The sequence below is a fragment of the Roseateles rivi genome, assembly GCF_043555845.1.
In the GTDB taxonomy this organism is placed as follows: Bacteria; Pseudomonadota; Gammaproteobacteria; order Burkholderiales; family Burkholderiaceae_C; genus Roseateles; species Roseateles rivi.
On the sequence record NZ_JBIGHZ010000005.1, the window covers coordinates 75,343 to 100,845 of the forward strand.

Here is a 25,503-nt window from a genome sequence, read left to right on the forward strand (position 1 = left end):
GCCCGCTCAGCCCTCGCTGCCCAACCAGGTTTGCGCAAACGCCGCTGCGGCGTCCACCGTGAAGAGGCCCGCATCAATGGCGGCCACGACCTCGGCGGGCGTGTAGGACTCAAAAGCTGCCACCTCACCGTCTTGATTGTGGGGCACAAAGCCAGGGGGCAGCGCCATCACGGCGCAGTGCAGCAGCTCGTTGTGCCAGCCTTCGACGGTCCATGCGCGGCTGTGCAAAACACCGCAGCCCTGCAGCGCCAGGGGCGCGCCCAGCGGCACACCCGCCTCTTCCCAGAGCTCACGCAGCGCACATTGCTTCAGACTTTCACCTGCCGCCACACCGCCAGCGGCGAGGTTGTCCAAGAGGCCTGGATCACGGCTCTTGTTTGCGGCCCGCCGACCACACCACCAGCGCCCACTTGCGTCGCAAGCATTGATGTGAACGGCACGGCTGCGCAGGCCGAAAAACCGAAATGCGGCGCGCTCCAGCCATGCCACCACGGGGGCGTCAGTTTCGCTGCCTGCTGCACTTTGCAATGCGGGCACGTCCTGCCATTCATTGCGCCAACCCGCAATCGCCCCCACAGCCGCGAGGCGCTGAGCCAAGCGCTGCATGTGGCGGCTGCGCCAGCCGCATTGCGGAGCGCCTGTGTGCCAGTGCCAGCCCTTGGAATCGTGAGGAGGAAGTGGCGCAACGCTCAGCCATTGCGCCTGCTGCGGGGCTTCCAACCAGCCCACTGCGTGACCGTCCACCCACAGCCGAGTACTGGGTGCCGGAGGCCACGCTGGCTGCGCGCGCAGACCTGCGGCGCGCAGCACGCCGCGCTCAGCGGGCGTCAGTGATGGAGCTAGAAAAGTCAGAGCCATGGGCGCCGATTGTGGCGCCGCTGGAGGGGCTCAGTGCGGGCGCAGAGCGCGGCGCATATAGCAGGCTTGCGGGCCGAAGCTGCTGAGGTGGCGGCGCACACCGCTGGGCAGTGCGTCGTTGACGGCCTCAAAGCCATGGCGTTCCCAGTAAGCCGTCGAGCCCTGCACGGCCACCAGCGCCATGTGCTGCAAGCCCATGTCGCGCGCGCGGCCGATCACCTGCTGCAACAAGGCCGCACCCACGCGCTGCGAGCGTCCTTCGGGAGAGACCGCCAAGTCATGCAGATAGAGCGTGCAAGGGCGTGCCGCCGCAGGCAGCGCCTGCGCATTGAGTTCAGGCAGCTGGTGCCCCTGAACAGGCAGGCTGATGATGTAGCCCAGTGCGCGCGCGGGCTCGCGCTCGTCCAGCGCCAAAAAGCTGCAGTGCAATCCGGCCGCGGCTTGCAGCTTGGCCTCGAAGGCCTGCGCGTTTTCCAAAAACTGAGGCCCGTAGCAGCGGGCCTGGAGCGCCAGCACCACCGGCACATCAGCCGGGGTGATCACTTTGTACTGAACCATATTCCAAACACAGTCACGCCACGAAACGCGTGAGCAGCGGCGTGAACACCAAAACAAAAACCAGAATGTTGCCGGCCACGGTGCACCAGAAGCGCCGCGTGAAGGCCAGCTTGCGAATTTTGTGGCGCAGCGCGCGCCGCGCCAGCAAAGCGCCGGGCCAACCGCCGAGCAGGGCCAACAGATGCAGCGTGTTTTCAGCCACACGCCAACGCCCAAGTCGGGCAGCACGGCGGTCCAGGGCATAGACCACAAACGTGGCCATGCTCATGGCCATGTAAAAGCTCCACACCCCGCGCGGCAGCGGCCAAGCCAGGTGGGTCAAGCCCACCAAGGCCGCAAAGCCGGGCACCAGCCACAGCGACCAGGCGTCGCCGTTACCCGTAGAGGGAGTGACAGGACTCGGTGCTGAGGGGCTGGCCGTCTTCGCGGCCCTCGCACTCAGCACACGCACCTGCTGCGCCTGCGGCTTGCCCTGGGCGTCCCGCACCAGCACAAAGCTCAGCAAATCGCCCAGGCGCGGTGCCTGAGCCTGGCGCTCAAAGGCCTGACGGGGAACAAAGACTTTGTCGCCACCGCCAGAAGGCGCAATGAAACCGTAGCCCTTGGCAGGGTTCCAATGCACCAGGCGGCCTTGCTGCCTAACTTGCCCAACAGACATGTCAGCTCTGAGCGCCTAAGCCGTCTCACCTTCGCCCAAACAAGGCCAAATCAGAAGCTCTTGCGCGGGCCTTTGCCAAAGGGCTTGCCTGCGCCGGCAGGCTTGCGCGCCGGACGCGCACCGGGGCCGTCTTGGCGTGCACCTTCCCAACGCGGGGCCGCGTCACGGTCACGCTGGAAGGCGGCGCGGGGGCCTTGACCCAGTGCGGCATCAGGGCGAGCTGGGCCACGGGATTCAAACCCTTGACCAGTGCCGGGGCCACGGCGGTCACCACCAAAGCTTTGACGGGGGCCACGCTCGAAGCGGCCTTCGCCACGGGGTTCGAAGCGACCTTCCGGACGACCTTCGAAACGGCCAGCGCCAGCGCGGTCGTTGGGGCGTGCATCAGGACGCGCATGACCGCGTGCAGGGGCGTCAAAACGCGGCTCGCCCGCAGGGCCTTCGTAGCGGTTGTTGTCAAACACGCGCTCATTGCCACGCTCGCGGAAGTTGCCACCACGGGGGCCAAAACCATCGCCACCGCGAGGACCACCGCGGCCGCCATGGCCACCGCGACCAGCCGGAGCACCACGACCATCACGCACAGGGCGGCTGTTCATGAAGATGCGCGGCTCTTCCATACGTGGCTCCAAGCCTTCAATACGCGCCACAGGGATGGGCTGCGTGGTGAATTGCTGGATGCGCTTGATCATCATCAGATCCTGGCGCTCAGCCAGGGTCACGGCCACGCCAGAGCGGCCAGCACGACCCGTGCGACCGATGCGGTGCACATAGTCCTCAGCCTTCATGGGCAGACCGTAATTGATGACGTGCGAGATGGTGGGCACGTCGATGCCGCGGGCTGCCACATCGGTGGCCACCAGCACGCGCAGATCACGGCGGCGCAAAGCCATCAGCGTGCGATTGCGTTTGCCTTGGGGCATGCCGCCGTGCAGCGAAGCGACGCGGTGACCGATTTCAGCCAGCTGCTCGGCCAGCCATTCAGCGTCCTGCTGCGTGGAGGTGAACACCACGGCTTGGTCCAGATCGCGCTCAGCCAGAATGTGCTCCAGCAGTTTGCGCTTGTGCTGGCTGTTGTCAGCCCAGTGCAGACGCTGCTCGATATTGGCGTGCGATTCGGTGTGGCCGCTGACCTCGATGCGACGCGGCTCGCGCATCAGCTGCGACGCCAGACGACCGGCATTGCCTGCGAACGTGGCGCTGTACATCAGCGTCTGGCGCTGCTCGGGCAGCTTGCTGGCCACGTACTCGATGTCCTCGATAAAGCCCATGTCCAGCATGCGATCGGCCTCGTCCAGCACGAACATGCGCACCTGTTCCAGCGAGCAACGGCCGCTGTCGATGAGGTCCATGAGGCGGCCGGGCGTGGCAATCAAGATATCCAAGGGGCCCGAGAGCATGCGAATCTGCTGCGCATAGGGCATACCACCCAGCACCGTGGCTACACGCAGACCTTGAATGTGGCGGCCATAGGTTTGAGCCGCCTTGGCCACTTGCTGCGCCAATTCACGCGTGGGTGCCAGCACCAACACGGTAGGACCTGCGGGAGCACGGCCACGCGGTGCGCCCTTGCGCTTGGCCGCTTCTTGCAGCTCACCGCGAGCAGCGATGACCATCTGCAGCGCGGGCAGGATGAAAGAGGCGGTCTTGCCCGAGCCCGTGCGAGAGGAGACCATCAAGTCCTCGCCACTGAGTGCGGGCGGAATGGCTTGGCCCTGCACCTCGGTGGCGCACTCGTAGCCCGAGTCATGCACAGCACGCACCAGAGCCTCATGCAGGCCCAAAGAGGCAAATGCGGGAGTAGCCTCCGTGATGTTGCTTTGTACGACGGCAGGAGCGTCAGCAATCAATTCAGGGGAGGTTTCGCGATCAAAAGTCATGGCATATCCAAAGCACTGCCGTACCGAATCCGCATGCATCAAGGCATGCACAAGGCACGACCACTGCGCCGGCCACAAACATACAGCGTGGCAACAGGGCAGCTAGGGTCAGGTCGCTGGGAGACAAGCTCGCGTCGACCACCAGGGCTTGGCGAAGCGCACCCTCACCGCCATGCGTAGCGCAGCAGCAAGCTCAATGCGTTCAATGCCTGGCGGGGGCGCCGGGGAACAGTCGTGAGCGACGGCATCGCCGCCGACCGAACCCGAAGGCGACGTAGCAGTGTGCCTAGCCCCTAGGGGATGACAACACGGGTACGCCTTTGGTCAGAGGAGACGAACGAAGAAACGCAACTATAGCAGGGACACGGGTTTTCACCAAATCCCGTGACAACTCAAGTGCTGGCACGTCGTCATTAGATGTCTTTGCTGCCCACCGGCGAAGGGAGTTTGGGCTCGAGCTGAAAGTCAAACTCCACATCCAATGCCTTGGCAGGGAATGCACTCGCCTGAGGGTAGTCCACTTTCGGCATATCGACCTTGGGCAGCTCCACCACCGGCAAGTCGATGTCCAGCGGCAAATCCACCTCAAGACCCGAGTCCACATTGAACACCGGGCGGGCCCCCTCGGCTCCGCTCAAGGGCAAGAGCACGTCGACACTGAAGTCATCGACCAGATGCTGCTGAGGATGCTCAGCCAAGTCCTTGCTGACGCAATAGAGCATCAACAAATCACCGTAGCATTGCAAATCCAGTTGCGACGTCAACGGATTGGGCTGGGTCAGCAAATCGTTCAAGAGCAGTAGCATGTTCTTGCTGTCGCGCCAGCCGGATTGGACGTGAGACAGCAACTCAGCCTGCGATTCAAGACCAGCACCCGACTCCAAATCTTCGTCCCACTGTGGCAGTGGGGCCTTGAACTCAGTGGCGAAGCGCAGTGCTACTGCATCAAAATTTTGGTGATCGTTGTGCTGCTTAAGCAGTTGCAGCAAGCGCAAATACGGCAGGCCGCTGACGTGCTTGTAAGCGGCCATTTTTTGACTCAGCAGCTCAATCGCCGCCTCTTCCTGCCCCAGTACCTTGAAAAATTCAACCTGCTGCTCCAAATCCAAAAGGCCGTCCACGTTGACAGGCTGCTCTTGGTCCTGAGAGAAGTCCAGGGAGATCTTCGACAGTTGTGGCGCCTCGGTGGCCTGCACCTCAAAAGGCTGAAGTTCAGCTCGAGCAAACTGGGGCTCAACCGAATGCGGTTCAGCTTGCCGCACGGCTTGGTCATGGTAGGGGTCGCCTGGGTACGTCACAGGCTCATCACGCCCCTCATTCACCGCCACATCTGGGGCCTGCAACGAGAAACTGCCGCCCAGTGCTGGCCGCACAACTTTGGACACGCCAGAGGGGCCTGAGCTCAGCTTCCCATCGACCTGCGCCACCTTGACGGCCGGATCGAACTCTTGGGGCTTGGGTTCTGCGGGGGTCGCGGCGACCTCACCATCATCTTCCAACCAATGCTTTGCGACCCGACGCTGGCGCACCCACAAAAAGACACTCAAAGCAGCAAACAAAGCGCTGCCACCACCCAGCAGCCAATGCAGCATATCCAGCTTGGGCTCGCTGTCCTTGGCAGCCAACTGCTGCTGCAGCAGCGCAGCGCGTTGCGCAGTACGAGCTTGCTGTTCACGCAACTGCGCCAGCTGCCGCTCCAAGCCAATTGCGCTGTCGTCGCTCGGGGCGGTGCCCTGCGGACCCAAGGTGTTGTCGAACTGGAACAGCCGCAAGCCCATGCTGGGGGCCTCAAGACGCAACTGTGCCCCGGTGGGTTCGCTGGCAGCCAGGCGCTGCGGCGACAAAGCCCCAGGGCGCTTGGTCAATGGTTGACTGCCGACATGCGCCTGGCCGGACACATCTCTGCGGCCACTACCCGTGCGTTCCTGTCGGCCACCCTTTTCTCGACCTGCACGGTGAGCCAGCGGCGTGGCCGATGTAGTTGACGCTGTGACCACCGCCGTGGACACATCTTGCCCAGCGGCATCCAGTGCTGCGAGCGCGTTGTCTCCCAGATGAAATCCGGGCGGATCAAGCATCACCACGAACTGACGCGTCATCCGCAGCGGACAGACCAAAGTGAGCCGCACTTGAATCATGGGCTCATCAATGCGGCCCGTGCTCTCCACATGTAGCAGCCTCACGCCATGCGCAGACTGTGCGCCCAAATCAGTTTGCAGCAGGGCGCCGGGCAATTTGTCGTCGCCGACCATGACCTCTACCTGCAGACATTCCGCGGAGATGGTTTCCCCTTTGGAAAGCTGGAGGGGCAGGCTCAATTTCAGCGGCTGTCCGAGCTGGGAGTGAGATTCGATTTTCCCTACGCCCAATGCCCACACCGAACCCGCACCCATCAACGCCTGGGTGAGGCCAAGCAAAGGCACTGCTGCACGCAGCCACGAGCGGTTAATTGGGGAGCTTCCTCGCATTACTTTTCGATTGGGAGATTTCATTTCACTCTAGCATGCGGCCGCGCGCCGCCACCCCTACAAAACGCGCGACAGGGTCGTCTGCCGCAATGCGGGACATCATGCGGCACAACTTCGGGTAGGCAAGAGTGTCTGAATATTTCACACCACTGTGCGAGCTGTCCACTCATGTAGGGGACTCAAGATCCCCCGAGTCGAGCGTTGCTGGCAGATTGGGTTTTCAGCCCACCCTCGATTTGGAATTGTGCAAATTCTTGTGCCTAATGGCACCTCACTCAGCGAATCGCAACGCAATATCGGGACAAATTCACAATTTGCCATCACGCAGGCGAATTACCTTCCGGGGTCCATGCCGTGGCTGCGGTAGAGCGCCAAAGACTGTCGCCAAGCACTGGATCGTGTGTCAAATAGATGGAGTGAGCCGAGCGCCCAGCGCGCTGAACCAGCCGCACTAGGTGCTCTATGGCATGCAGGTCTGGCACTGGCATTTGTATCCTTAAGACCACGGCGCTGCGCATGCACATCAAGACCAGAGGCCGCCCAGTCAACTTCAAATCTTGAACCGCGTAATGCAATGCCTCTTCAAAAGGTGGGTCCATCCAGGCTGTGCACAGTTCACGCCTCAAGCCCAAAACGCCGAAATGCTGCCGTGCCAAACGTGCAACGTCACCCCCGAGTTTTTGGAACATCACGAGCCAGCGCATTTCTTCCGGGGTATCCGTGTCGCTGCGGGTTTTTACGGTATCGGTGTAAGCCTCGAAAACCTCGCGCTCCAGCGCCTCCATCAAGGTGCGTTCAATCACCATAAGTTGCAATTCTGGATCCAACCCACATTGGTGCCGAATTCGCAGCTCCTGTCCGACGACGTACCGACGCGTGGAGCCCCCCCACTCGATGCGTAGCGCGCCGCCAACATGGCTGGGGAAATCAAGCGCAAATCCACGCCCGTCTGGGAACAGGCGCATGCTGCCGCCTTGGCCTTGCGCCCAGGCGGAAAATTCCGCCCAACGCGCTGCGTTGGTGCGCAATCTCCACCATCGTTTGAGGCGTTTCCAGACCATATTCGTCGCGCTTCCGATCAGCCACTCAGATTTATGTGACCTCTGCCCTCACTATCGGCACAGCTCGCGCACCCTGTAACGGCACCAGGCCCAACAAAGCCGCGCAGCACATATGCGATGGCAGCAAGCGCCCAAGATGTCACGCCAGCTCGGAGGCCCAGTCCATCAGTGCACCGACGATCTCCACCGAGCGCTGAGCGGCCGCGTCTTCGCTTTGCTCGTATTCCTGACCCAGTGCATCCAGATGGTCCATATAGCGTGCCATGGTCTCGCTGCTCAGCCGCTGTTGGCAATGACGCACCCAGCGTTGCTGCTCGGCTTCACTCAAGTACTGCGGCCAGTTCCGGGCACGGAAGCGAAACACCAGCTCTTCCAAGCGCGGGTCCTCAAAGCCAAGCCCCCCGCTGGCAGTTTGCTGTGCCAGCGCCTGTGGAGACTGCGTCCGCAGACGCTCCAGCCTGCGCCGATCGGTGTTGCCCACAAAGCCGCCATAGAGGTCTTCGTCGACATCGGTGCTGGCACTGTCGAAGTCGCGGTGGAAGACCTCGCCCCACAGACCATCCAGCTCACGCCCCCACTGCGCCAGCGCCTGCGCGTGACTGAGTGCCTGCGCGACATCAAGCCCCCAGCGCTGAGCCTGTGCGTCTGAGAGTGCCTTGATTTGCCCAATCACCACAGGTGATTTGTTAACGTGAATGGTCTTGATGGGCAGACGGCTCACACCTTCGGGCAGCATGTCTTGGCGCGTGAAGATGCGCGCCTTCAAGTCTTCACTACTCAAGCCGCGGAGCAGCTCGGGGTTCACCGACAAGTCCCAGACGATGAGTTCGTTCTTGTTGGTCGGGTGCGGCGCCAAAGGCCAAACCAGTGCGATGCAGCCGCGCTCGGTACCGTACATACCTGACACATGCAAAAACGGTTTGCCCACACCGATTTCAGTCCAAACCGCCTCTTTCTTGCGCAGCTTCAGACAGAAGTCCCACAACCGGGGTTGCTGCTGCTTGATGAGCCGCGCCAGCGCGATGGTGGCACGCACGTCGCTGAGGGCATCGTGCGCATTGGCGTGGCCGATGCCGTTGGCCTGGGTGAGATGTTCCAGCTTGAAGGAGGCACTGCCGTCTTCATGCCTGGGCCAAACAATACCTTCCGGGCGAAGGGCGTAGGCGCAGCGCACCACGTCCAGCAAGTCCCAGCGCCCGCAACCGTTTTGCCATTCCCTTCCATAAGGGTCGAGCAAATTGCGCCAAAACAAAAAGCGTGTGACCTCGTCGTCAAAGCGGATGCTGTTGTAGCCCACCCCGATGGTGCCAGGTCTAGCCAAATGTTCGTGGACTAGTGCCGCGAATTCGTGCTCTGGCAGCCCCTGTTCGGCGCAGGTTTGCGGCACTATCCCGGTGAGCAGGCAGGCCTCGGGTTCAGGCAAGCGATCGCGCGGCGGTTGGCAATACACCATCACCGGCGCGTCGATTTCATTGAGGTCAGCGTCTGTGCGCACGCCTGCGAACTGGGCTGGCGCGTCACGTCGCGGCACGCGTCCAAAGGTTTCGTAGTCGTGCCAAAAAAAGCTCGTGTCATTCATGGCATGAACGATACCCCAGGACTTTGCGTGATTCTTCCGGTGTTACGCATCCTTTGACTTCAGCGGCGCCTGCAATGCGCCGAATTGACACGAGCAACAGCGCCGTCATTGGGCGGCAAAAGCAGTACCAGGGAGTACCTCACATGGCCCGAAGCCTGACCATCACACAGCGCCTACTGATGCAAGGCGCTGCCGCAAGTCTTTGTGTGCTGCTGGGCGGCGCGTTGAGCTTCACCGCGCTGCAACAGCTCATTGACGCCGGTCGCAATATGCAGCTCGTTGGTGAGGCGCTGCGTGCTCAAACCGAAGCGGACATGATGCACGACGCCCTGCGCTCGGATGTGCTGGCTGCGCTTTACGCAGCGTCCCAAGGCGATACGCCCAAGCAAGACGACGTCAACAAAGACCTCAGTGAACATGTTGAAAACTTCACCAGGCTGGCCGACTCCCTCAAAGCCATGCCCCTGCCCGAGCCCGTGCAGCAAACCGTGACTCAACTGCGCCCCAAGCTGGATGACTACATCCGCACGGCTCAAAGCGTCGTCCATGCAGCCTTTGAGCGCCCGCAAGCGGCGCGCCAACAGCTCACGCACTTTGACCAGTCCTTCAAAGTGCTCGAAGAGGACATGGAAAAACTCAGCGACCAAATTGCTGCACTCAACGAGGAACAGCAAGCCGCCAACGAACTGTTGGGCGACAACACCTTGCTGCTCATTGGCGCCTTGGCGCTAGCCACCCCGGTGGTGCTGCTGGTGTTGAGCGTCATGACCGCAAGGCGTGTGGCTGGCCCCTTGGCCCAAGCGGTGGTCGTGACCCGTACGGTAGCCACTGGAGACTTGAGCGCTGAGGTGGTGGAGCAAGGTGATCGCGAAGCACGGCACTTGCTCAAAGGGCTGGCAGACATGACGCAGCAACTCAGCCACGTGGTGGGCGAAGTGCGCGACACCGCTCAAACCATTGCCACAGGATCAGAGCAAATCGCCGCAGGCAGCAATGACCTGAGCCGCCGCACTGAAGAGCAAGCCAGCAATCTGGAGCAGACCGCGGCGTCCATGGAGGAGCTTGCCGGCACGGTGCGCGAAAACGCGGCCAATGCCCAGCGCGCTGAAGCCAAAGCGCTGGCGGCTGCTTCCACGGCCAGCCAAAGCGGGCATGCGGTCAGCCAGGTGGTACACACCATGGAAGACATTGCCCGAAGCTCCAGCCGCATCGGCGACATCATCGGCGTGATCGACAGCATCGCGTTTCAGACCAACATCCTGGCGCTCAACGCCGCGGTGGAAGCTGCTCGCGCAGGCGAGCAAGGGCGCGGCTTTGCGGTGGTGGCCAGCGAAGTGCGTGCGCTGGCCCAGCGCAGCGCCTCGGCGGCGCGGGAAATCAAGACCTTGATTCAAGAATCTTCCACCAAGGTACATGCAGGCACCGCCCAGGTCAGCGCTGCGGGCGACACCGTGCAAGACATGGTCAAGGAAGTCAATGAAGTGGCAGCCCTGCTGCAAGAAATCAACCGCGCCAGCCAGCAACAGGCCACGGGCCTCGGGGAAATTGGCTGCGCCGTGTCGCGGCTGGACCAAGTCACTCAGCAAAACGCTGCCCTGGTGGAGCAAAGCACCGCGGCGGCGGACAGTCTGGCCGAGCAAGCGCAGCGGCTCAGCGCGCTCATGACGAAATTCAAGCTGCGCTGACGCCGCAAGCAGCTCAGGCGCGTTGAGCTGCTCCCTCAAAACGGGGGATCTGATGGGGAATAATCGCCGCCACTTGAGCGGTTACCGTCAGCCGCCCTCACGCCTGCTCCCCCATGAACTCTTCGCGCGCGCAGCACACTCCCCCTACCTCACCTTCGGGCGACAAACACTTGGGAAAACGTCCGTGGTGGCGCGTGGCGGCCTGGCTGGCATTGGGCCTGGGCAGCGTGTTGTTGGTGGCTACCGCCGGGGTCTATGCCACGCTGCCTGACCTGGACGAGCTCACCCACTACCAACCCAAGCAGCCGCTGCGCATCTTCAGCGCGGACGGCGAACTGCTGCAGGAATTCGGCAGCGAGCGCCGCCGTGTGGTACCGCTTGCAGACATTCCACCGCTGATGCGCGATGCCCTGCTGGCGGTGGAAGACGATGGTTTCTACTCGCACCAAGGTATTTCGGTGCTGGGCATTGGCCGCGCGCTGCTGGCCAATCTCGGCGAATCGCGCAGCCAGGGTGCGTCCACCATCACCCAGCAGCTGGCGCGGGACCTCTACCTCAGCAAAAAGAAAACCTACACGCGCAAGTTCGTGGAAGTCTTGCTGGCACTCAAGATTGAGAGCCGCTTGAGCAAGGACGAGATCCTGCAGATCTACATGAACCAGATCTATCTGGGGCAGCGCGCCTATGGCTTTGAGGCTGCAGCCAACACCTACTTCGGCAAATCGCTCAAGCAGCTCTCACTGGCTGAAGCCTCCATGCTGGCGGGCCTGCCCAAGAACCCGTACTACGCCAACCCCATCCAGAACTTCGAGCGCGCCAAGCGCCGCCAAGCCGTGGTGCTGGGGCGCATGGTGGACACCGGTCGCATCCAGCAAGCCGCTGCAGACCAAGCCCTGGCCGAGCCTCTGCAACTGCGCCGCGTGCAAGAGCGGCCCATCCACGCTGAGTACGCTGCTGAGATGGTGCGCCAATCGCTGTACGAGCAATACGGCGAAGCCGCCTACACGCGCGGGTTCAGTGTCAAAACCACGCTGCAGTCTGATGCCCAGATTGCCGCCTACAAAGCACTGCGCCGCGCCCTGGTGGATTTCGACCGCCGCCAAGCCTGGCGCGGCCCTCTGGGCTATGTGCCCATCAGCTCTGACGACGAAAGCATTGAGCAAGCCCTCTCCGCAGCCAGCCAAGACCATCAGGACCTGGACGACCTGCGCGTGGCCGTGGTCACCGAGGCCAGCCCGAGGCAGTTGCAGCTGGCCCTGCTCAGCGGCGAGGTCATTCGCATCGAAGGCGAAGGCCTGCGTCAAGCCCTGCCCGGCTTGAGCGCGAATGCCGCGCCGCAGCTCAAGCTGCGCCGTGGTGCGGTGGTGCGGGTGCAAGCCCTGCCGGCCGCGCGCGGCAGCAGCAGCACGGCGCAATGGCGTGTGGCCCAAGCCCCCGAGGTTGAAGGCGCTGTGGTGGCCTTGGAGCCCGCCAGTGGCAAGCTGGTCGCACTGGTGGGCGGCTTTGATTTTGCGCGCAATCAGTTCAACCACGCCACGCAGGCCATGCGCCAACCCGGTTCCAGCTTCAAGCCACTGCTCTACTCCGCCGCGCTGGAAGATGGCGCTTACCCAGGCACGGTGGTGGAAGACGCCCCCTTGGTCTATGGCGACTGGGAGCCCAAAAACTCAGACGGTCTGTTCGATGGCCCCATCACCCTGCGCCAGGCCCTGGCACGCTCGCGCAATATGGTGAGCATTCGGCTCATTGAAACCATAGGCCCTGAGCGCGCCAGGCAATGGGCCGGCAAGCTGGGTTTGGATACGCGGCAACAGCCAGCCAACCTCACCCTGGCCTTGGGCAGTGGCACAGCCACGCCGCTGCAAATGGCCAGCGCCTACGCCGCTTTTGCCAATGGCGGCTATTTACTCAAGCCCTGGCTGATTGAGCGCATCACCGATGCCAGCGGGCAAGTACTTTTTGAAGCCCCCGCCGCGCAGCTGAGTGAGAGCAACCGCGCCATCAGCGAGCGCAATGCCTTTGTCACCAGCACCATGCTGCAAGAGGTGATGCGCAGCGGCACGGCCGCGCGCGCCAGCGGGCAGCTACGCCGAGACGACCTCTACGGCAAAACCGGCACCACCAACCAAGCCATGGACGCGTGGTTTGTGGGCTTTCAAAAGCAAGTGGTGGCCGCCGTGTGGCTGGGCTACGCCCAGCCCCGCTCCTTGGGCGACCGTGAATCCGGCGGCGGTCTGGCGCTGCCGGTTTGGATTGACTTCATGAACGTCGCGCTGCGCAACACGCCGCTGCAGCCACTTCAAGCGCCCAGCCAAGGTCTGGTGATGAGTGAAGGCCCGCAAGGCCCTGAATGGTTGTTTGCCGAGTTTGCGCAAGATGGCGCTTGGCACTACCTGGGCAGCAACGGTGCGCCGCAGCGTGCCAGCGCGGCTTCTGCGGCTGAGGCCGCAGAGGTGCCTCACAACGCCAGCAGCGACGTCGAACCCTGAGCGCTGCCTGCGGCGATACCAGGTACGCAGCCCAGGTGCCCGGCCGTAGCGGCCCCTGGGCCTCACTACAATGTGCAACTGGCTGCAACAGCCTTCCAAAGACTTTTATCGAGCCCCGCATCTGCGGGCGCCCACGCCATGACCGAACTCGCCAAATCCTTCGAACCCAAAGACCTGGAAGCCCACTGGGGCCCGCTGTGGGAACAGCAAGGTCTTTACGCGCCCACGCTGGATGCCAGCCGCGAGTCCTTTTGCATCCAGCTGCCGCCGCCCAATGTGACGGGCACGCTGCACATGGGCCATGCGTTCAACCAAACCATCATGGACTCGCTCACGCGCTACCACCGCATGCGCGGGCACAACACGCTGTGGGTGCCGGGCACGGACCACGCCGGCATTGCCACGCAAATCGTGGTGGAGCGCCAGCTGCAAGAAGCGGGCATGAACCGGCATGAGCTGGGCCGCAAGAATTTCGTCGCCCGCGTCTGGGAGTGGAAAGAGCAGTCGGGCAACACCATCACCCAGCAAATGCGCCGCATGGGTGCCAGCGTGAGCTGGGCACACGAGTACTTCACCATGGACGAGCCGCGCTCCACGGCCGTGACCGAAGCCTTTGTGCGCCTCTACGAAGAAGGCCTGATCTACCGCGGCAAGCGCCTGGTGAGCTGGGACCCGATTTTGAAGTCGGCGGTCTCCGACCTGGAGGTGGAGAGCGAGGAGGAAGACGGCTCGCTGTGGCACATCCGCTACCCGCTGGCCGAGGGCAATGAATCCCTGGTGGTAGCCACCACCCGCCCCGAAACCATGCTGGGCGACACCGCTGTGATGGTCCACCCCGAAGATGAGCGCTACCGCCACCTGATTGGCCAGCAAGTCAAGCTGCCCATCACCGGACGCTTGGTGCCTGTGATTGCCGACGACTACGTGGACAAGGACTTCGGCACCGGCGTGGTCAAGGTCACACCAGCCCACGACACCAACGACTACCAAGTGGGCCTGCGCCATGGCCTGCCCATGCTGACCATCTTTGACCTCGAGGCCAAAGTCAGCAATGCCGAAGTGCCCGAAATTCCCGCCGAATATGTCGGCCTGGACCGCTTTGTGGCGCGCAAAAAACTCGTGGCCGAGTTCGAAGCCCAAGGCCTGCTGGTCGAGGTCAAAAAGCACAAGCTCATGGTGCCGCGCTGCGCCCGCACCGGCCAGGTCATTGAACCCATGCTCACCGACCAATGGTTTGTGGCCATGAGCAAGCCCGGTGCACAGGGCAAGAGCATTGCCGATGGCGCCATTGAGGCCGTTGCCAGCGGCGAGGTGAAGTTCGTGCCCGAGAACTGGGTCAACACCTATAACCAATGGATGAAGAACATTCAGGACTGGTGCATCTCGCGCCAGCTCTGGTGGGGCCATCAGATTCCGGCCTGGTACGACGAGGATGGCCAAATCTACGTCGCCCGCAGCGAAGCTGAAGCCCAGGCCAAGGCGCCGGGCAAAACGCTCAAGCGCGAAGAAGACGTGCTGGACACGTGGTTCTCTTCGGCCATGGTGCCCTTCTCCACCATGGGCTGGCCGGGCCAATCCGTGGAGCAAGATCTCTTCCTGCCCTCCGCTGTGCTGGTCACGGGCTACGACATCATCTTCTTCTGGGTGGCCAGGATGATCATGATGACCAAGCACTTCACCGGCAAGGTGCCTTTCAAGCATGTGTACATCCACGGCCTGGTGCTGGACGCACAGGGCAAGAAGATGAGCAAGAGCGAAGGCAATGTGCTGGACCCGGTGGACTTGATCGACGGCATCGAACTCGCCCCGCTGCTGGACAAGCGCACCCAAGGCCTGCGCAAGCCTGAAACCGCACCCAAGGTGCGCAAAGCCACCGAGAAAGAGTTCCCCGAAGGCATCCCCGCCTATGGCGCTGACGCGCTGCGCTTCACCTTTGCGGCCATGGCCACGCTGGGGCGTTCAGTCAACTTCGACACCAAGCGCTGCGAGGGCTATCGCAACTTCTGCAACAAGCTCTGGAATGCCACGCGCTTTGTGCTCATGAACGTGCAAGGCCAGGACACCGGGCTTTTCGCGCAGCACCCAGAAGGCAAGTGCCCGCAAGGCTTTAACGAATTTTCAGCTGCCGACCGCTGGATCGTCAGCGAGCTGCAGCGCGTGGAGCTCCATGTGGCGCAAGGCTTTGCGGACTACCGCCTGGACAACGTGGCCAACGTGCTCTACGACTTTGTCTGGAACGAGTACTGCGACTGGTATCTGGAAATCGCCAAGGTGCAGCTGCAAGTGGCCAAGGACAGCGGCAACGAAGCCGCAGCCCGAGCCACGCGCCGCACCTTGATTCGAGTGCTGGAAGTGGTGCTGCGCCTGCTGCACCCCATCGCCCCCTTCATCACCGAGGCGCTGTGGCAAACCGTCGCGCCGGTGGCCGACCGCAAAAACACCGAGCACATCGTCACGGCACCCTACCCTGTTGGCGAGCCGGAAAAAATCGACGAAGCCGCCTGCGCCTGGATGGCCAAGCTCAAAGACCTGGTCGGCACCTGCCGCAGCCTGCGCGGCGAGATGGGGCTCTCACCCGCGGAGCGCGTGCCCTTGCTCGTGGGCGGTGACGACGGTTTCGTGGCCTCGGCCGCGCCCCTGCTCAAGACTTTGGCCAAGTTGGCCGATGTGCAGTTGTTGCAAGACGAAGCCCAGTTCGACGATGCCAGCCGCAACCTGCCTGTGTTGGTGCATGGCCCAGCACGCTTGGCGCTGCGGGTGGAAGTCGACGTGCAAGCCGAAACTGCACGCCTGAGCAAGGAGATCGCCCGCCTGGAAGGTGAAATCAGCAAAGCGCAAGCCAAGCTCTCCAACGAGAGCTTTGTGGCCCGTGCACCCGAGGCCGTGGTGGCCCAGGAGCGCGCGCGCGTTGAGGATTTCAGCGCCACGCTGGCACGCCTGCAGCAGCAACTGCAGCGTCTGGGCTGATGCCATAGCCAGGGCACCTAAAGCAGCGACATGCGATACACAAAAGCCGATACAGACCTTTGGGATAGTCGGCTGACTTCAGAAACGTAGAGGAGAGGAACTTTCATGCAGGTTACCAAAGCCATTTTTCCGGTTGCTGGACTGGGCACCCGTTTTCTACCTGCCACCAAGGCACAGCCCAAAGAAATGCTGCCCGTAGTGGACAAGCCGCTGATTCAGTACGCCGTGGAAGAGGCTTACGCCGCAGGCATTCGCGAAATGATCTTTGTCACAGGGCGCCACAAGCGCCCCATCGAAGACCATTTCGACATGACGTTTGAGCTCGAAGTCGCGCTGGAGAACGCCAAAAAGGACGAGCTCCTGAGCGTGGTGCGCAGCGTCAAACCGGACGACATGGAGTGCATCTACGTGCGCCAAGCCCAAGCCCTGGGCCTGGGCCACGCCGTGCTGTGCGGGCAGCGCCTGGTGGGCAACGAGCCCTTTGCTGTGTTGCTGGCCGATGACCTGATGGTGGGCGAGCCCCCGGTGCTGGCGCAGATGGTGGAGCAGTACTCCGAGTGGCGTGCCTCCATCTTGGCAGTGCAGGAAGTGCCTGCTGAGCACACCCGCCGCTACGGCATCGTCGCGGGCACTGCCGTCAACGACCGCCTGCTGGACGTGACCCGCATCGTTGAAAAGCCTGCTCCGGAAGCCGCCCCTTCGCGCCTGGGTGTGGCCGGCCGCTACATCCTGACGCCCGGCGTGTTCCATGAAATCGCCAACCAGCCGCGCGGCGTGGGCGGCGAAATCCAGCTCACCGACGGCATTGCCGGTCTGCTGCGCCGCGAAAAAGTGTTTGCCTACACCTACCGCGGCAAGCGCTATGACTGCGGCAGCAAGGAAGGTTTCTTACAGGCCAATGTGGATTTGGCCTTGAGCCACCCGCAATTGGGCGCAGGCTTCCGCGAGTATTTGCAGTCGCTGGAGCTCTAAAGCACGCTTCGCGTGGAGCCCATGCAAAAGGCCTCGCATGCGAGGCCTTTTGCTATTTCTGCCGCCAGTGCGATGCAAGCTGCGCGAGTTTCAGCGGCGCTTCAGCACATGCACAAACTCTGCACCTTCCGTGCTTTGCGACACCAGCTCGTTACCGGTTTGGCGCGAAAAGGCCTGAAAGTCGCGGGGCGAACCCGGGTCTGTGGCGACCACTTTGAGCAGTTGGCCACTCTCCATATCCGCCAGCGCCTTCTTGGCCTTGAGTATGGGTAGTGGGCAGTTGAGCCCGCGGGTGTCGAGTTCTTTGTGAATCTCCATATCCGTCCTCGCGCAAAAGTTGGCTGATTCTGGCACGCCCGGCTTCAAGCCGGAAAAACGCCTGTCGACAAATACCGGTCACCCCGGTCGCACACCACAAACACCACCGTGGCATTGCGCAACTGTTGCGCCAGCTGCAACGCCACCCAGCAGGCACCGGCTGCGGAAATACCCGCAAACAGGCCCTCTTCACGCGCCAGACGCCGCGCCATGTCTTCGGCATCGGACTGCGACACCAGCACCAATTCATCAACGGCGCGCGCGTCGTAAATCTTGGGCAGGTAGGCCTCGGGCCAGCGGCGAATACCAGGAATGCGTGAGCCATCGGCAGGCTGTGCGCCGACGATGCGCACATCGGGCTTGCGTTCCTTCAGATAGCGCGAAACCCCGGTGATGGTGCCCGTGGTGCCCATGGCGGAAACAAAGTGCGTCACCCGGCCTTGCGTGTCCTGCCAAATCTCAGGGCCGGTGGTCTCGTAATGGATGCGTGGGTTATCCGCGTTGGCAAATTGGTCAAGCACCTTGCCCTTGCCTTCGTGCTGGAGTTTCTCGGCCAAATCCCGCGCGTATTCCATGCCGCCGGAACGGGGTGTGAGGATCAACTCCGCGCCAAAGGCCTTCATGGTTTGCGCACGCTCGATGGAGAGGTCCTCGGGCATGATCAACACCATGCGGTAGCCCCGCACGGCAGCGGCCATGGCCAGGGCAATGCCGGTGTTGCCTGAGGTCGCCTCAATCAAGGTGTCGCCAGGCTGGATATCACCGCGCTCTTCAGCGCGACGAATCATGCTGATGGCTGGCCGGTCTTTGACAGAGCCTGCCGGGTTGTTGCCTTCGAGCTTGGCCAGAAGCACATTGCCGCGTGCTTCCAAATCGGGCCCCAGCAAGCGCTGCAAACGCACCAGGGGCGTGCGGCCAATCACGTCTTCCAAAGTGGGGTAGTTATGTGCCTGAGTCATGTTGTGCATTGTCTCAGCCCCACGCACAAATTTCATGGCATAATTCAAGGCTTCGCAGCGCAGACACACAAGCCGCGAAGCTGATGCGCCCGGGTGGCGAAATCGGTAGACGCAGGGGACTCAAAATCCCCCGCCGCAAGGTGTGCCGGTTCGAGTCCGGCCCCGGGCACCACAACAAAACTCACAAGTGTTGTGGACAGCGTGCATCAGCAAAACCTGCCCAGTCATGGGCTTGAACTTCCACAAAAGACCCAGGCAGATCATTGCCACTGGCGAGCTGATCGTGGGTTCGCTTGATCCGCTTTTGTTGGATCAGCAGGCGTCTGATCATGCTGACAGCTATCGCTGCCAAGCAACGCACCTGCCAACTTGGTTTCTCCCAAAAGTTTTGGGACAACACACCCAAATGGGTGTAAATGCCTCACCTGACCCCTCCTTTGGCAGGACCGGTTCGCCCCACTGTTTAGCGAAGACGGCGCCGTTCAGTGCCAGCAATATTTGCGCCTCCACGGTACTCGTGAGGTTGCAATGCACAGGCCCCACCCCCGCTGTGAAACAGCCCGAACGCCGCGCGGACTGACGCTAATTGAGCTCTGCACCACCCTGGCTGTGCTGCTGGCGCTGCTGAGCGCGGCCACCCCCTGGTTTGCAGACCTGCTGGCCGCACAGCGGCTGAAGTCAGCATCTCGCAACTTGGTGGCTGACTTGCAATTGGCCCGTTCCGAAGCGCTGCTGGGATCAAAGACCGTACGCCTTCAGCTGCAAGACATCCCCGGTGGCCGCTGCTATGTGCTCCACACCGGGGCGCAGCAAGCCTGCCAGTGCACCCAACAGCGCGAGGCCATTTGCGACAGCGGCGCACAGCTCATTGCCACACGCATGTTTGAGCACAAGCCTGGCCGCCCCACCCTTACCAGCAATGTCCAACAGCTGCTCTTCAGTGGGCAGCACGGCACGGTCAGCAGCACAGGCACGCTGGAGCTCAGCCTCTCGGAACAAGCTCGAATTCGCCATGTGGTGAGCCTCATGGGGCGCGTACGCGCCTGCAGCCCCGGCACGCCAGCACTGGGATTTCCCGTCTGCGCTTGAGGAATTGCCATGAGCACACGCCGCACCTCATATCCGCTGCCACAGCAAATGCGGGGCCTGAGCTTGATCGAGCTGATCGTTGTGCTTTGCATCGTGGGCATTCTTGCCCTGGTAGCCCAGCCGGTCTGGACCCAGCAAGTGCACAAATCCCGCCGCACCGATGCCCTGAGCAGCCTTGCCCAGGTGCAGCTGGCTCAGGAACGCTGGCGCAGCCTGAACCCGAGCTACAGCGCAGAGCTGGGCGCACAAGGCCTGGGCTTGGGCACCAGCTCCGCACACGGCCACTACACACTCACCCTTGAGCTGATCGAGGGCGGCTACCGCGTCAGCGCCAACGCACAAGGGGCACAGGCCAAGGACCGTCCCTGCCAAATCATCCGCCTTGAAGTGCAGCACGCCCACACCCGCTACCTGGCGCAAGACGAGCAGGGGCGCGACAGCGCCGCATCATGCTGGCCACAGTGATGCGCTCCAAAACCCGACACCGCGGGGTGAGCTTGGTTGAGCTCATGGTCGCGATGACTTTGGGGCTGTTGGTCAGCAGCCTGGCCCTGGAGCATGTCGGGCAACAACTAGCCGATCAAAGCCGCTTGGCCGAGGCCGTGCGTCTGGAGCAAGACCTGCGCGCCGCAGCAGATCTGTTGACCAAAGAACTGCAGCGTGCCAACGCCTGGGAAAGTCCGGAACGCGGTGTCTGGGATGCCACCACCAACCCCAGCCCCATCAACAACCCCTACATCAGCTTGCAGCTGACACCAGGGGGCCGAGGCCTGAGCTTCGCTCGCTCCAGCCACGACAACCGCCAGCGCCCCAAGGCACCGGAGTCCGCCGAAAACCAGCGCATTGATGCCGACGAATGGCAAGGCGTGGCGTGGCGGCGCAACGAGTTGCTGCAGAGGCTCAACGGCGGCAACTTTCAGCCTTTGAACGACACCGCGCTGATGCGCGTCACCGCCTTCGAGCTCCGCCTTCAAGGCAACGACATTGATGCGCCCGAACTGTGCGCCCCGGGTGCCGCAGCTTCTGCGGCTGCGCCTGGAGTGAGCCGCCGGGTGTTGGACTTGCGCCTCCAAGTCCAGTCCCCCAAATGGCCAGAACTCAGCAGGGAGCTGCAATGGCAAGTGCCACTGCGAACCCCGGTGCTTCGCACCGCCTGCGCCTGAGCACAGGAGCCCGCGCGCCCATGACCCGCACACCACGCCAGCACGGCCAGATCCCACAACGTCGATGGATCAAAGGCTTCAGCACCTTGCTGACAGTGTCCGTGCTGCTCTACCTCACCACCTTGGCCATGCTGCACATCAGCCGTGTACAAACGCTGGAGCAAAAGCTGGGCGCCAACCAATGGCGGCGTGTGGTGGCACAAGACATGGCGGAGTCCGGCCTGGCCTGGTTGCAGCAACAGCTCAACACCAGGGCCTCCGCAGCGCCGCCCTGCGCAGGCGCGCCTGCCGGACGCTCGCTCAGAGCCCATTTGCTGCAAGCCCGCGAAGACGGCGGCTGGCAGCTGCGTCACCCCACAGCGCCCTGGCAAGCCGCCTGTGTGATGACTGCTGAGGGCCGCCTGCAGTGCCAGTGCGCCAGCGACACCCCCGCCGAGCTGCCAGATGCGGAACACGCGCAAGGTGGCTTCGCCCTGCGCTTGCAGGCCCTCCCGGCGCAACCCTCGGTGCTTCGCGTCTGGGCAGTAGGCTGCAATGGCCGCACACGCGGCTGCCTAAGCTTTCCCGCAGATGGCGCACAGGCCGAGGCACCGCCTGGCCAGAGTCGCCAGCTCATCACCCAGGACCTGGCGCTGGTCAGCAGCCTCAAGGTGCTGCCCGCGGCTGCCCTGCTGCTGGGGCAGGACTTGCACGGCGCCCAGCAGCTCACCTTGCACAACCAAGATCCGCGCAGCCCAGGCCTCTTGCTCAACGCCACGCAAGTGCTGAGCCCAGCGGACTTGCAGCTCTCTGCCGCCTCGCGCTCCGTTGGTGGCACACCCCTGCCCCAGGCGCTGCGCGTGGGTGACAGCGCTCAGGGTGCCCAGACCGAGCTGCTGCGCCATCACATTGGCATGGCTTGGGAGCGCTACCTCAAACAGCCTGGGGCACAGGTGCTGGATTGCGCCGAGGACTGCTCGGCGGCGCTGCAAGCTGCCGTCGACCAAGGGCAGCGCTTTGTGGTGCTGCCCGACGGTGCCGTTCTGAGCACACCGCTGAACCTGGGCAGCGCAGACGCCCCACTGCTGCTGGCAGCGCGCGGGTCGCTGCGGGTGCAAGCCGCGCTCACGCTCCATGGTGCTTTGCTGGTGGCGGGCAATTTGCAGTGGCAGTCGGCGGCTGGTGGCGTGTCTGACGTGCTTGGTGCGGTGTTGGTGGGCGGCAGCATGCGGGTCGAAAGCCCCGTGACCGTGCGCTTTGATGCCCAGGCGCTGATGGCCTTGCATGCCCATGAGGGCAGTTTTGTGCCCGTGCCCGCAAGCTGGAATCAGCTGGGCTGAAGTCCATGACGCCGCGCCCATCAAGCACCTCAAACCAGCGCGGCGCCAGCCTGCTGGAAGTACTGGTGGCCAGTTTGGTGCTTGCGGTGGGGCTGCTAGGCCTGGTGGCCCTGCAGCGCCATTGGCGCGTGGCTGCTGAGCACGGTCAGCAAATGAGCGAAGCTGCCACCTGGGTGCGGCAGCAATTGGCCCAGCAGCGCGGCCTGATCGGCCCACCCAATGAGCAAGAACTCCCCTTTGCTGGCCGCAACACCGCGTACACAGGCACGCAGCGCTGGCAGTTGGACGAGGCTGGCGTGAAGCAAGCCCTCTCCACCGAGGTACTGTGGCTGAACCGCATGGGCCAGCCCGCGCGCCTGCAACTGCACAGCCTGCTGACTGACACTGACCCGGTCTTGTCCCTCAGCCTGAGCGTCGCGGCGGCACACCACCCCTGGCGCCCGCATTTGGGCAGGCACGCGGCCATACCGCCGCAGGCGGTGGATTTGGGAGAGTGGTCGCTGGAGCGCCCTTGGATGCAGGCGGACGAAGTCTGGATCTGGGAGCGCGACAGTGGTCTGCTGCTTGGGCGCTGCCGCACCGATGTGCCACCGGCGCAGCTCAGCGCAGCAGCGCTGCGCGCCTGCATGGGCAAGCTCAAAGCCCTGCCCATCAGCGGCCATGTGCAGTTCAGTGATGGCGGCCTGCCTCAAGAGGGCGCTGCTGTGGGCCCCGCCTACCCCTTGCGCCTGGAACTGGTGCAGCGCGAATCAGAAGACGCCGCTCCCGCCGAGTGCTTTGACGATGCGCCAGCAGCCCCAAAGGCCCAGGCCATGGTGCGCTACCTGTGTGTGGTGCCGCTGCAGCCCGATCGCCCACGCTGGTCAGGCCGTTTGCTGCTGCAGCACTTGCCGCTCACCCCCGGTGGGCTGAGGGTGTGCCGCTACAGCGCTGACCTGGACGGCGACGGTGATATCGAGCGCGAAGAACACCCCGCGCGCTACGAAAACATCACCCAAGCGCTGATTCACCAAAATTTCCTCGTCATTCCCTTTGGCAGCAGCTGCCCCGGACTCCGCGGCCAAGGCACCAACCAGCCCGCTCAGAGCTGGGGCACACAGGCGCACCAACCCTGAGCACAGCGGCGCTGCCGCTAGACTGCCCGTATGTCTACCGCCGAGTTTTCGCATGCCGACCTCCGAGTCATTTGATCCCCTACCAGCGTCGGCGGATTGGGCCCACTTACACAGTGCATTGAGTCTGGCTGAGCAGGCCATTGGCCTGAGCGACCCCAACCCGCGCGTGGGCTGCGTCATCACCTCGGCAGGCGGTCAGGTTTTGGGTCAGGGCCACACCCAGCAGGTGGGGCAAGCGCATGCCGAAGTCATGGCGTTGCGCGATGCGGCTCAGCAGGGGAACACCGTAGTGGGTGCCACGGCCTATGTCACGCTGGAGCCCTGCGCGTTTTTTGGGCGCACGCCGCCATGCTGTGATGCGCTCATCGCCGCCGGGCTCTCGCGGGTGGTCGTCGCCCTGGCCGACCCCCACCCCAAGGTGGCCGGCGCTGGGCTGGCGCGCATGCGTGCTGCGGGCATCGAGGTGCGCGTACTCGACCCGCAGCACCCACTGGCCGTAGCGGCCGCAGCGCTGAATGTCGGTTTTTTGACGCGCATGGCGCGCGGCACTCCCTGGGTGCGCATGAAGGTAGCCTGCTCCATTGATGCTCAAACCGCGCTGCGCAACGGCCAAAGCCAATGGATCACAGGACCAGAGGCACGCCGGGACGGCCATGCCTGGCGGCGCCGTGCACAAGCCGTGCTCACTGGCATTGGCACCGTGCTGGCAGACAACCCCCGCCTGAGCGTGCGTGAGCTGCCCACGCACTGCCAACCCCTGCGTGTGGTGCTGGACTCCCACGCCCGCACGCCGCTGCAGGCGCAAATCCTCGCCGAACCCGGCGCCACCTTGGTGTGCGGCCTGGGTGAACCTGCAGCCGCAGCGACTTTGCGCAGTGCGGGCGCACAATGGCTGGCCTTGCCCGCTCAGGGCGAGCGGGTGGATTTGCAAGCACTGCTGCAGGCCCTGGGCCAGCGCGAAGTCAACGAGTTGCACGTCGAGGCCGGAGCTGTGCTCAACGGCGCCTTGCTGCAGCAAGGCTTGGTGGACGAGCTGCTGCTCTATGTGGCGCCTACCTTGCTGGGCCCCGGTCGGCCGCAGGCTGTGCTGCCGGAACTCACGGCGCTGACGCAGGCCACACGCTGGCGCTGGCTGGCGCCACAGCTGCTTGGCAGCGACCTGCGGCTGCGCGCCTTGCGCTAAAAATCGCCATCTCGCCCCTAGGGCGCCGCGCGAGCGCACTCCCGGGCGGTGGCGCCGCCTACAATTGCGCCATGCCTATTTCCCCTATTCCTGAGCTTGTTGCCGAGTTGGCCGCCGGCCGCATGGTCATTCTTGTCGACGAGGAAGACCGCGAAAACGAAGGCGATCTGGTCTTGGCCGCCGACCATGTGAGTCCCGAAGCCATCAACTTCATGGCCAAGTACGGCCGAGGTCTGGTGTGCCTGACGCTCACGCGCGAGCGCTGCGAACAGCTGCAGCTGCCGCCCATGGTCAGCCACAACGGCACGCGCCACGGCACGGCGTTTACGGTGTCGATCGAAGCCGCAACAGGCGTGAGCACCGGCATCTCGGCCGCTGACCGCGCCCGCACCGTGCAGGCCGCCGTGGCCCGCAACGCCCAGGCCAGCGACTTGGTCCAGCCCGGCCACATCTTCCCGCTGCAAGCGCAAGACGGCGGCGTGCTCATGCGCGCGGGCCATACCGAAGCGGGTTGCGACTTGGCGCGCATGGCCGGCCTGACACCGTCGAGCGTGATCTGCGAGATCATGAACGACGACGGCACCATGGCGCGCCTGCCCGATCTCGAAGTGTTTGCAGCCCAGCACGGCCTGAAGATCGGCACCATTGCCGACCTCATCGAGCACCGCAGCCGCCATGAATCGCTGGTGCACCGCCACTTCGAGCGCAGCCTGAGCACTGCGGCAGGTGAATTCCACTGCCATGTGTTCGGCGACCGAACTGGCGCCACCCACCTTGCCCTCACCGTGGGCCAGTGGCAGCCACAAGACGAAGTGCTGGTGCGTGTGCACGAGCCCTTCAGTGCGCTTGATCTGCTGGAAACCCATGCAGGCGGGCATTCCTGGCCGCTGCTGCAGGCCCTCGCCGCTTTGCAGCAGCGTGGCCAAGGCGTGGCCGTGCTGCTCAACGCCGGCGACGCTGACGGGCAGTTGCTGGAGCGTCTGCAAGGCGCACAGCGCCCCGCAGGCACCAGCGCCGTGGACCTGCGCACCTATGGCGTGGGCGCGCAAATCCTGCGGGAACTGGGTGTGCAGCGTATGAAGCTGCTGGGCAGCCCACGCCGCATGCCCAGCATGGCCGGTTATGGCCTGGAAGTCACCGGTTTCGAAACCGCCCACCAACGCTGATTTGCCAAGCGCAGCC

At 63.4% G+C, this 25,503-nt stretch carries 20 protein-coding genes and 1 tRNA gene; 12 read left to right on the forward strand and 9 right to left on the reverse strand.

Annotated elements, in window-relative coordinates; all coding sequences use genetic code 11:
- Positions 1-6: 6 nt before the first annotated feature.
- From ACG0Z6_RS13035 to sbcB, 7 genes are all read right to left on the reverse strand, one after another.
- Positions 7-858 carry an NUDIX hydrolase gene (locus ACG0Z6_RS13035; protein WP_394462085.1) on the reverse strand — a complete coding sequence of 284 codons (852 nt, stop codon included), beginning with the start codon at positions 856-858 and terminating at the stop codon, positions 7-9.
- 30 nt (positions 859-888) lie between these two features.
- Complete coding sequence (locus ACG0Z6_RS13040) at positions 889-1,416, reverse strand: GNAT family N-acetyltransferase (protein ID WP_394462087.1); 528 nt, start codon at positions 1,414-1,416, stop codon at positions 889-891.
- Positions 1,417-1,429: 13 nt separating this feature from the next.
- A complete protein-coding gene (locus tag ACG0Z6_RS13045) occupies positions 1,430-2,074 on the reverse strand; it encodes a DUF1294 domain-containing protein (RefSeq protein ID WP_394462089.1) in 645 nt (214 codons plus the stop codon).
- A gap of 50 nt (positions 2,075-2,124) precedes the next feature.
- Positions 2,125-3,954: a DEAD/DEAH box helicase gene (locus ACG0Z6_RS13050; RefSeq protein WP_394462091.1), complete on the reverse strand. Its 1,830-nt coding sequence runs from the start codon at positions 3,952-3,954 to the stop codon at positions 2,125-2,127.
- A 413-nt stretch (positions 3,955-4,367) separates the two neighbouring features.
- Positions 4,368-6,446: a type IV pilus assembly protein FimV gene (locus tag ACG0Z6_RS13055; protein WP_394462093.1), complete on the reverse strand. Its 2,079-nt coding sequence runs from the start codon at positions 6,444-6,446 to the stop codon at positions 4,368-4,370.
- 296 nt (positions 6,447-6,742) lie between these two features.
- Positions 6,743-7,483, reverse strand: coding sequence for a hypothetical protein (locus tag ACG0Z6_RS13060; protein ID WP_394462095.1), 741 nt, complete (start codon positions 7,481-7,483; stop codon positions 6,743-6,745).
- A gap of 139 nt (positions 7,484-7,622) precedes the next feature.
- Positions 7,623-9,062: an exodeoxyribonuclease I gene (sbcB, locus tag ACG0Z6_RS13065; RefSeq protein ID WP_394462097.1), complete on the reverse strand. Its 1,440-nt coding sequence runs from the start codon at positions 9,060-9,062 to the stop codon at positions 7,623-7,625.
- 143 nt (positions 9,063-9,205) lie between these two features.
- Here sbcB and ACG0Z6_RS13070 point away from each other — a divergent pair, with 143 nt between their 5' ends.
- The 4 genes from ACG0Z6_RS13070 to galU all read left to right on the forward strand — a co-directional run bounded on the left by ACG0Z6_RS13070 (position 9,206) and on the right by galU (position 17,175).
- Positions 9,206-10,747, forward strand: a complete 1,542-nt coding sequence (locus ACG0Z6_RS13070) for a methyl-accepting chemotaxis protein (protein WP_394462099.1) — start codon at positions 9,206-9,208, stop codon at positions 10,745-10,747.
- 170 nt (positions 10,748-10,917) lie between these two features.
- Positions 10,918-13,236 (forward strand): penicillin-binding protein 1A, encoded by a 2,319-nt coding sequence (locus ACG0Z6_RS13075; RefSeq protein WP_394462101.1) that lies wholly within the window; start codon positions 10,918-10,920, stop codon positions 13,234-13,236.
- Between the two features lie 138 nt (positions 13,237-13,374).
- Positions 13,375-16,203, forward strand: coding sequence for a valine--tRNA ligase (locus ACG0Z6_RS13080; RefSeq protein WP_394462103.1), 2,829 nt, complete (start codon positions 13,375-13,377; stop codon positions 16,201-16,203).
- Between the two features lie 105 nt (positions 16,204-16,308).
- Positions 16,309-17,175 carry a UTP--glucose-1-phosphate uridylyltransferase GalU gene (galU, locus tag ACG0Z6_RS13085; RefSeq protein WP_394462105.1) on the forward strand — a complete coding sequence of 289 codons (867 nt, stop codon included), beginning with the start codon at positions 16,309-16,311 and terminating at the stop codon, positions 17,173-17,175.
- Positions 17,176-17,265: 90 nt separating this feature from the next.
- On the opposite strand, the gene ACG0Z6_RS13090 is transcribed toward galU, so the two are convergent.
- A complete protein-coding gene (locus ACG0Z6_RS13090; RefSeq protein WP_394462107.1) occupies positions 17,266-17,493 on the reverse strand; it encodes a sulfurtransferase TusA family protein in 228 nt (75 codons plus the stop codon).
- Between the two features lie 44 nt (positions 17,494-17,537).
- A complete protein-coding gene (cysM, locus tag ACG0Z6_RS13095; protein ID WP_394462109.1) occupies positions 17,538-18,452 on the reverse strand; it encodes a cysteine synthase CysM in 915 nt (304 codons plus the stop codon).
- A gap of 87 nt (positions 18,453-18,539) precedes the next feature.
- Here cysM and ACG0Z6_RS13100 point away from each other — a divergent pair.
- From ACG0Z6_RS13100 to ribBA, 8 genes are all read left to right on the forward strand, one after another.
- Positions 18,540-18,624, forward strand: a tRNA-Leu gene (locus tag ACG0Z6_RS13100).
- Between the two features lie 356 nt (positions 18,625-18,980).
- A complete protein-coding gene (locus ACG0Z6_RS13105) occupies positions 18,981-19,541 on the forward strand; it encodes a GspH/FimT family pseudopilin (protein WP_394462111.1) in 561 nt (186 codons plus the stop codon).
- A 9-nt stretch (positions 19,542-19,550) separates the two neighbouring features.
- Complete coding sequence (locus tag ACG0Z6_RS13110) at positions 19,551-20,006, forward strand: type IV pilin protein (RefSeq protein ID WP_394462113.1); 456 nt, start codon at positions 19,551-19,553, stop codon at positions 20,004-20,006.
- Complete coding sequence (locus ACG0Z6_RS13115; RefSeq protein WP_394462115.1) at positions 19,991-20,704, forward strand: PilW family protein; 714 nt, start codon at positions 19,991-19,993, stop codon at positions 20,702-20,704. Before ACG0Z6_RS13110 ends, ACG0Z6_RS13115 begins: the two co-directional genes overlap by 16 nt.
- The gene (locus tag ACG0Z6_RS13120; protein ID WP_394462116.1) at positions 20,656-22,023 is read left to right on the forward strand and encodes a hypothetical protein; all 1,368 of its coding nucleotides are present in this window, start codon (positions 20,656-20,658) and stop codon (positions 22,021-22,023) included. The genes ACG0Z6_RS13115 and ACG0Z6_RS13120 overlap by 49 nt, the downstream gene beginning before the upstream one ends.
- Before the next feature lie 5 nt (positions 22,024-22,028).
- On the forward strand, positions 22,029-23,138 hold the full coding sequence (locus ACG0Z6_RS13125) for a prepilin-type N-terminal cleavage/methylation domain-containing protein (protein ID WP_394462118.1): 1,110 nt from the start codon (positions 22,029-22,031) through the stop codon (positions 23,136-23,138).
- 52 nt (positions 23,139-23,190) lie between these two features.
- Positions 23,191-24,321: a bifunctional diaminohydroxyphosphoribosylaminopyrimidine deaminase/5-amino-6-(5-phosphoribosylamino)uracil reductase RibD gene (gene ribD / locus ACG0Z6_RS13130; protein ID WP_394462120.1), complete on the forward strand. Its 1,131-nt coding sequence runs from the start codon at positions 23,191-23,193 to the stop codon at positions 24,319-24,321.
- A 71-nt stretch (positions 24,322-24,392) separates the two neighbouring features.
- On the forward strand, positions 24,393-25,487 hold the full coding sequence (gene ribBA, locus ACG0Z6_RS13135) for a bifunctional 3,4-dihydroxy-2-butanone-4-phosphate synthase/GTP cyclohydrolase II (RefSeq protein WP_394462122.1): 1,095 nt from the start codon (positions 24,393-24,395) through the stop codon (positions 25,485-25,487).
- Positions 25,488-25,503: the final 16 nt, after the last annotated feature.

Bases quoted from the DNA above. Each gene is read 5' to 3' on its own strand.
- ACG0Z6_RS13080 (WP_394462103.1), top strand. From the start codon at position 13,375: ATGACCGAACTCGCCAAATCCTTCGAACCCAAAGACCTGGAAGCCCAC.
- ACG0Z6_RS13105 (WP_394462111.1), top strand. From the start codon at position 18,981: ATGCACAGGCCCCACCCCCGCTGTGAAACAGCCCGAACGCCGCGCGGA.
- galU (WP_394462105.1), top strand. From the start codon at position 16,309: ATGCAGGTTACCAAAGCCATTTTTCCGGTTGCTGGACTGGGCACCCGT.
- ribBA (WP_394462122.1), top strand. From the start codon at position 24,393: ATGCCTATTTCCCCTATTCCTGAGCTTGTTGCCGAGTTGGCCGCCGGC.
- ACG0Z6_RS13120 (WP_394462116.1), top strand. From the start codon at position 20,656: ATGGCAAGTGCCACTGCGAACCCCGGTGCTTCGCACCGCCTGCGCCTG.
- ACG0Z6_RS13070 (WP_394462099.1), top strand. From the start codon at position 9,206: ATGGCCCGAAGCCTGACCATCACACAGCGCCTACTGATGCAAGGCGCT.
- ACG0Z6_RS13060 (WP_394462095.1), bottom strand. From the start codon at position 7,483: ATGGTCTGGAAACGCCTCAAACGATGGTGGAGATTGCGCACCAACGCA.
- ACG0Z6_RS13125 (WP_394462118.1), top strand. From the start codon at position 22,029: ATGACGCCGCGCCCATCAAGCACCTCAAACCAGCGCGGCGCCAGCCTG.
- ACG0Z6_RS13090 (WP_394462107.1), bottom strand. From the start codon at position 17,493: ATGGAGATTCACAAAGAACTCGACACCCGCGGGCTCAACTGCCCACTA.
- ACG0Z6_RS13040 (WP_394462087.1), bottom strand. From the start codon at position 1,416: ATGGTTCAGTACAAAGTGATCACCCCGGCTGATGTGCCGGTGGTGCTG.
- cysM (WP_394462109.1), bottom strand. From the start codon at position 18,452: ATGACTCAGGCACATAACTACCCCACTTTGGAAGACGTGATTGGCCGC.
- ACG0Z6_RS13045 (WP_394462089.1), bottom strand. From the start codon at position 2,074: ATGTCTGTTGGGCAAGTTAGGCAGCAAGGCCGCCTGGTGCATTGGAAC.
- sbcB (WP_394462097.1), bottom strand. From the start codon at position 9,062: ATGAATGACACGAGCTTTTTTTGGCACGACTACGAAACCTTTGGACGC.
- ACG0Z6_RS13110 (WP_394462113.1), top strand. From the start codon at position 19,551: ATGAGCACACGCCGCACCTCATATCCGCTGCCACAGCAAATGCGGGGC.
- ribD (WP_394462120.1), top strand. From the start codon at position 23,191: ATGCCGACCTCCGAGTCATTTGATCCCCTACCAGCGTCGGCGGATTGG.
- ACG0Z6_RS13055 (WP_394462093.1), bottom strand. From the start codon at position 6,446: ATGAAATCTCCCAATCGAAAAGTAATGCGAGGAAGCTCCCCAATTAAC.
- ACG0Z6_RS13035 (WP_394462085.1), bottom strand. From the start codon at position 858: ATGGCTCTGACTTTTCTAGCTCCATCACTGACGCCCGCTGAGCGCGGC.
- ACG0Z6_RS13115 (WP_394462115.1), top strand. From the start codon at position 19,991: ATGCTGGCCACAGTGATGCGCTCCAAAACCCGACACCGCGGGGTGAGC.
- ACG0Z6_RS13050 (WP_394462091.1), bottom strand. From the start codon at position 3,954: ATGACTTTTGATCGCGAAACCTCCCCTGAATTGATTGCTGACGCTCCT.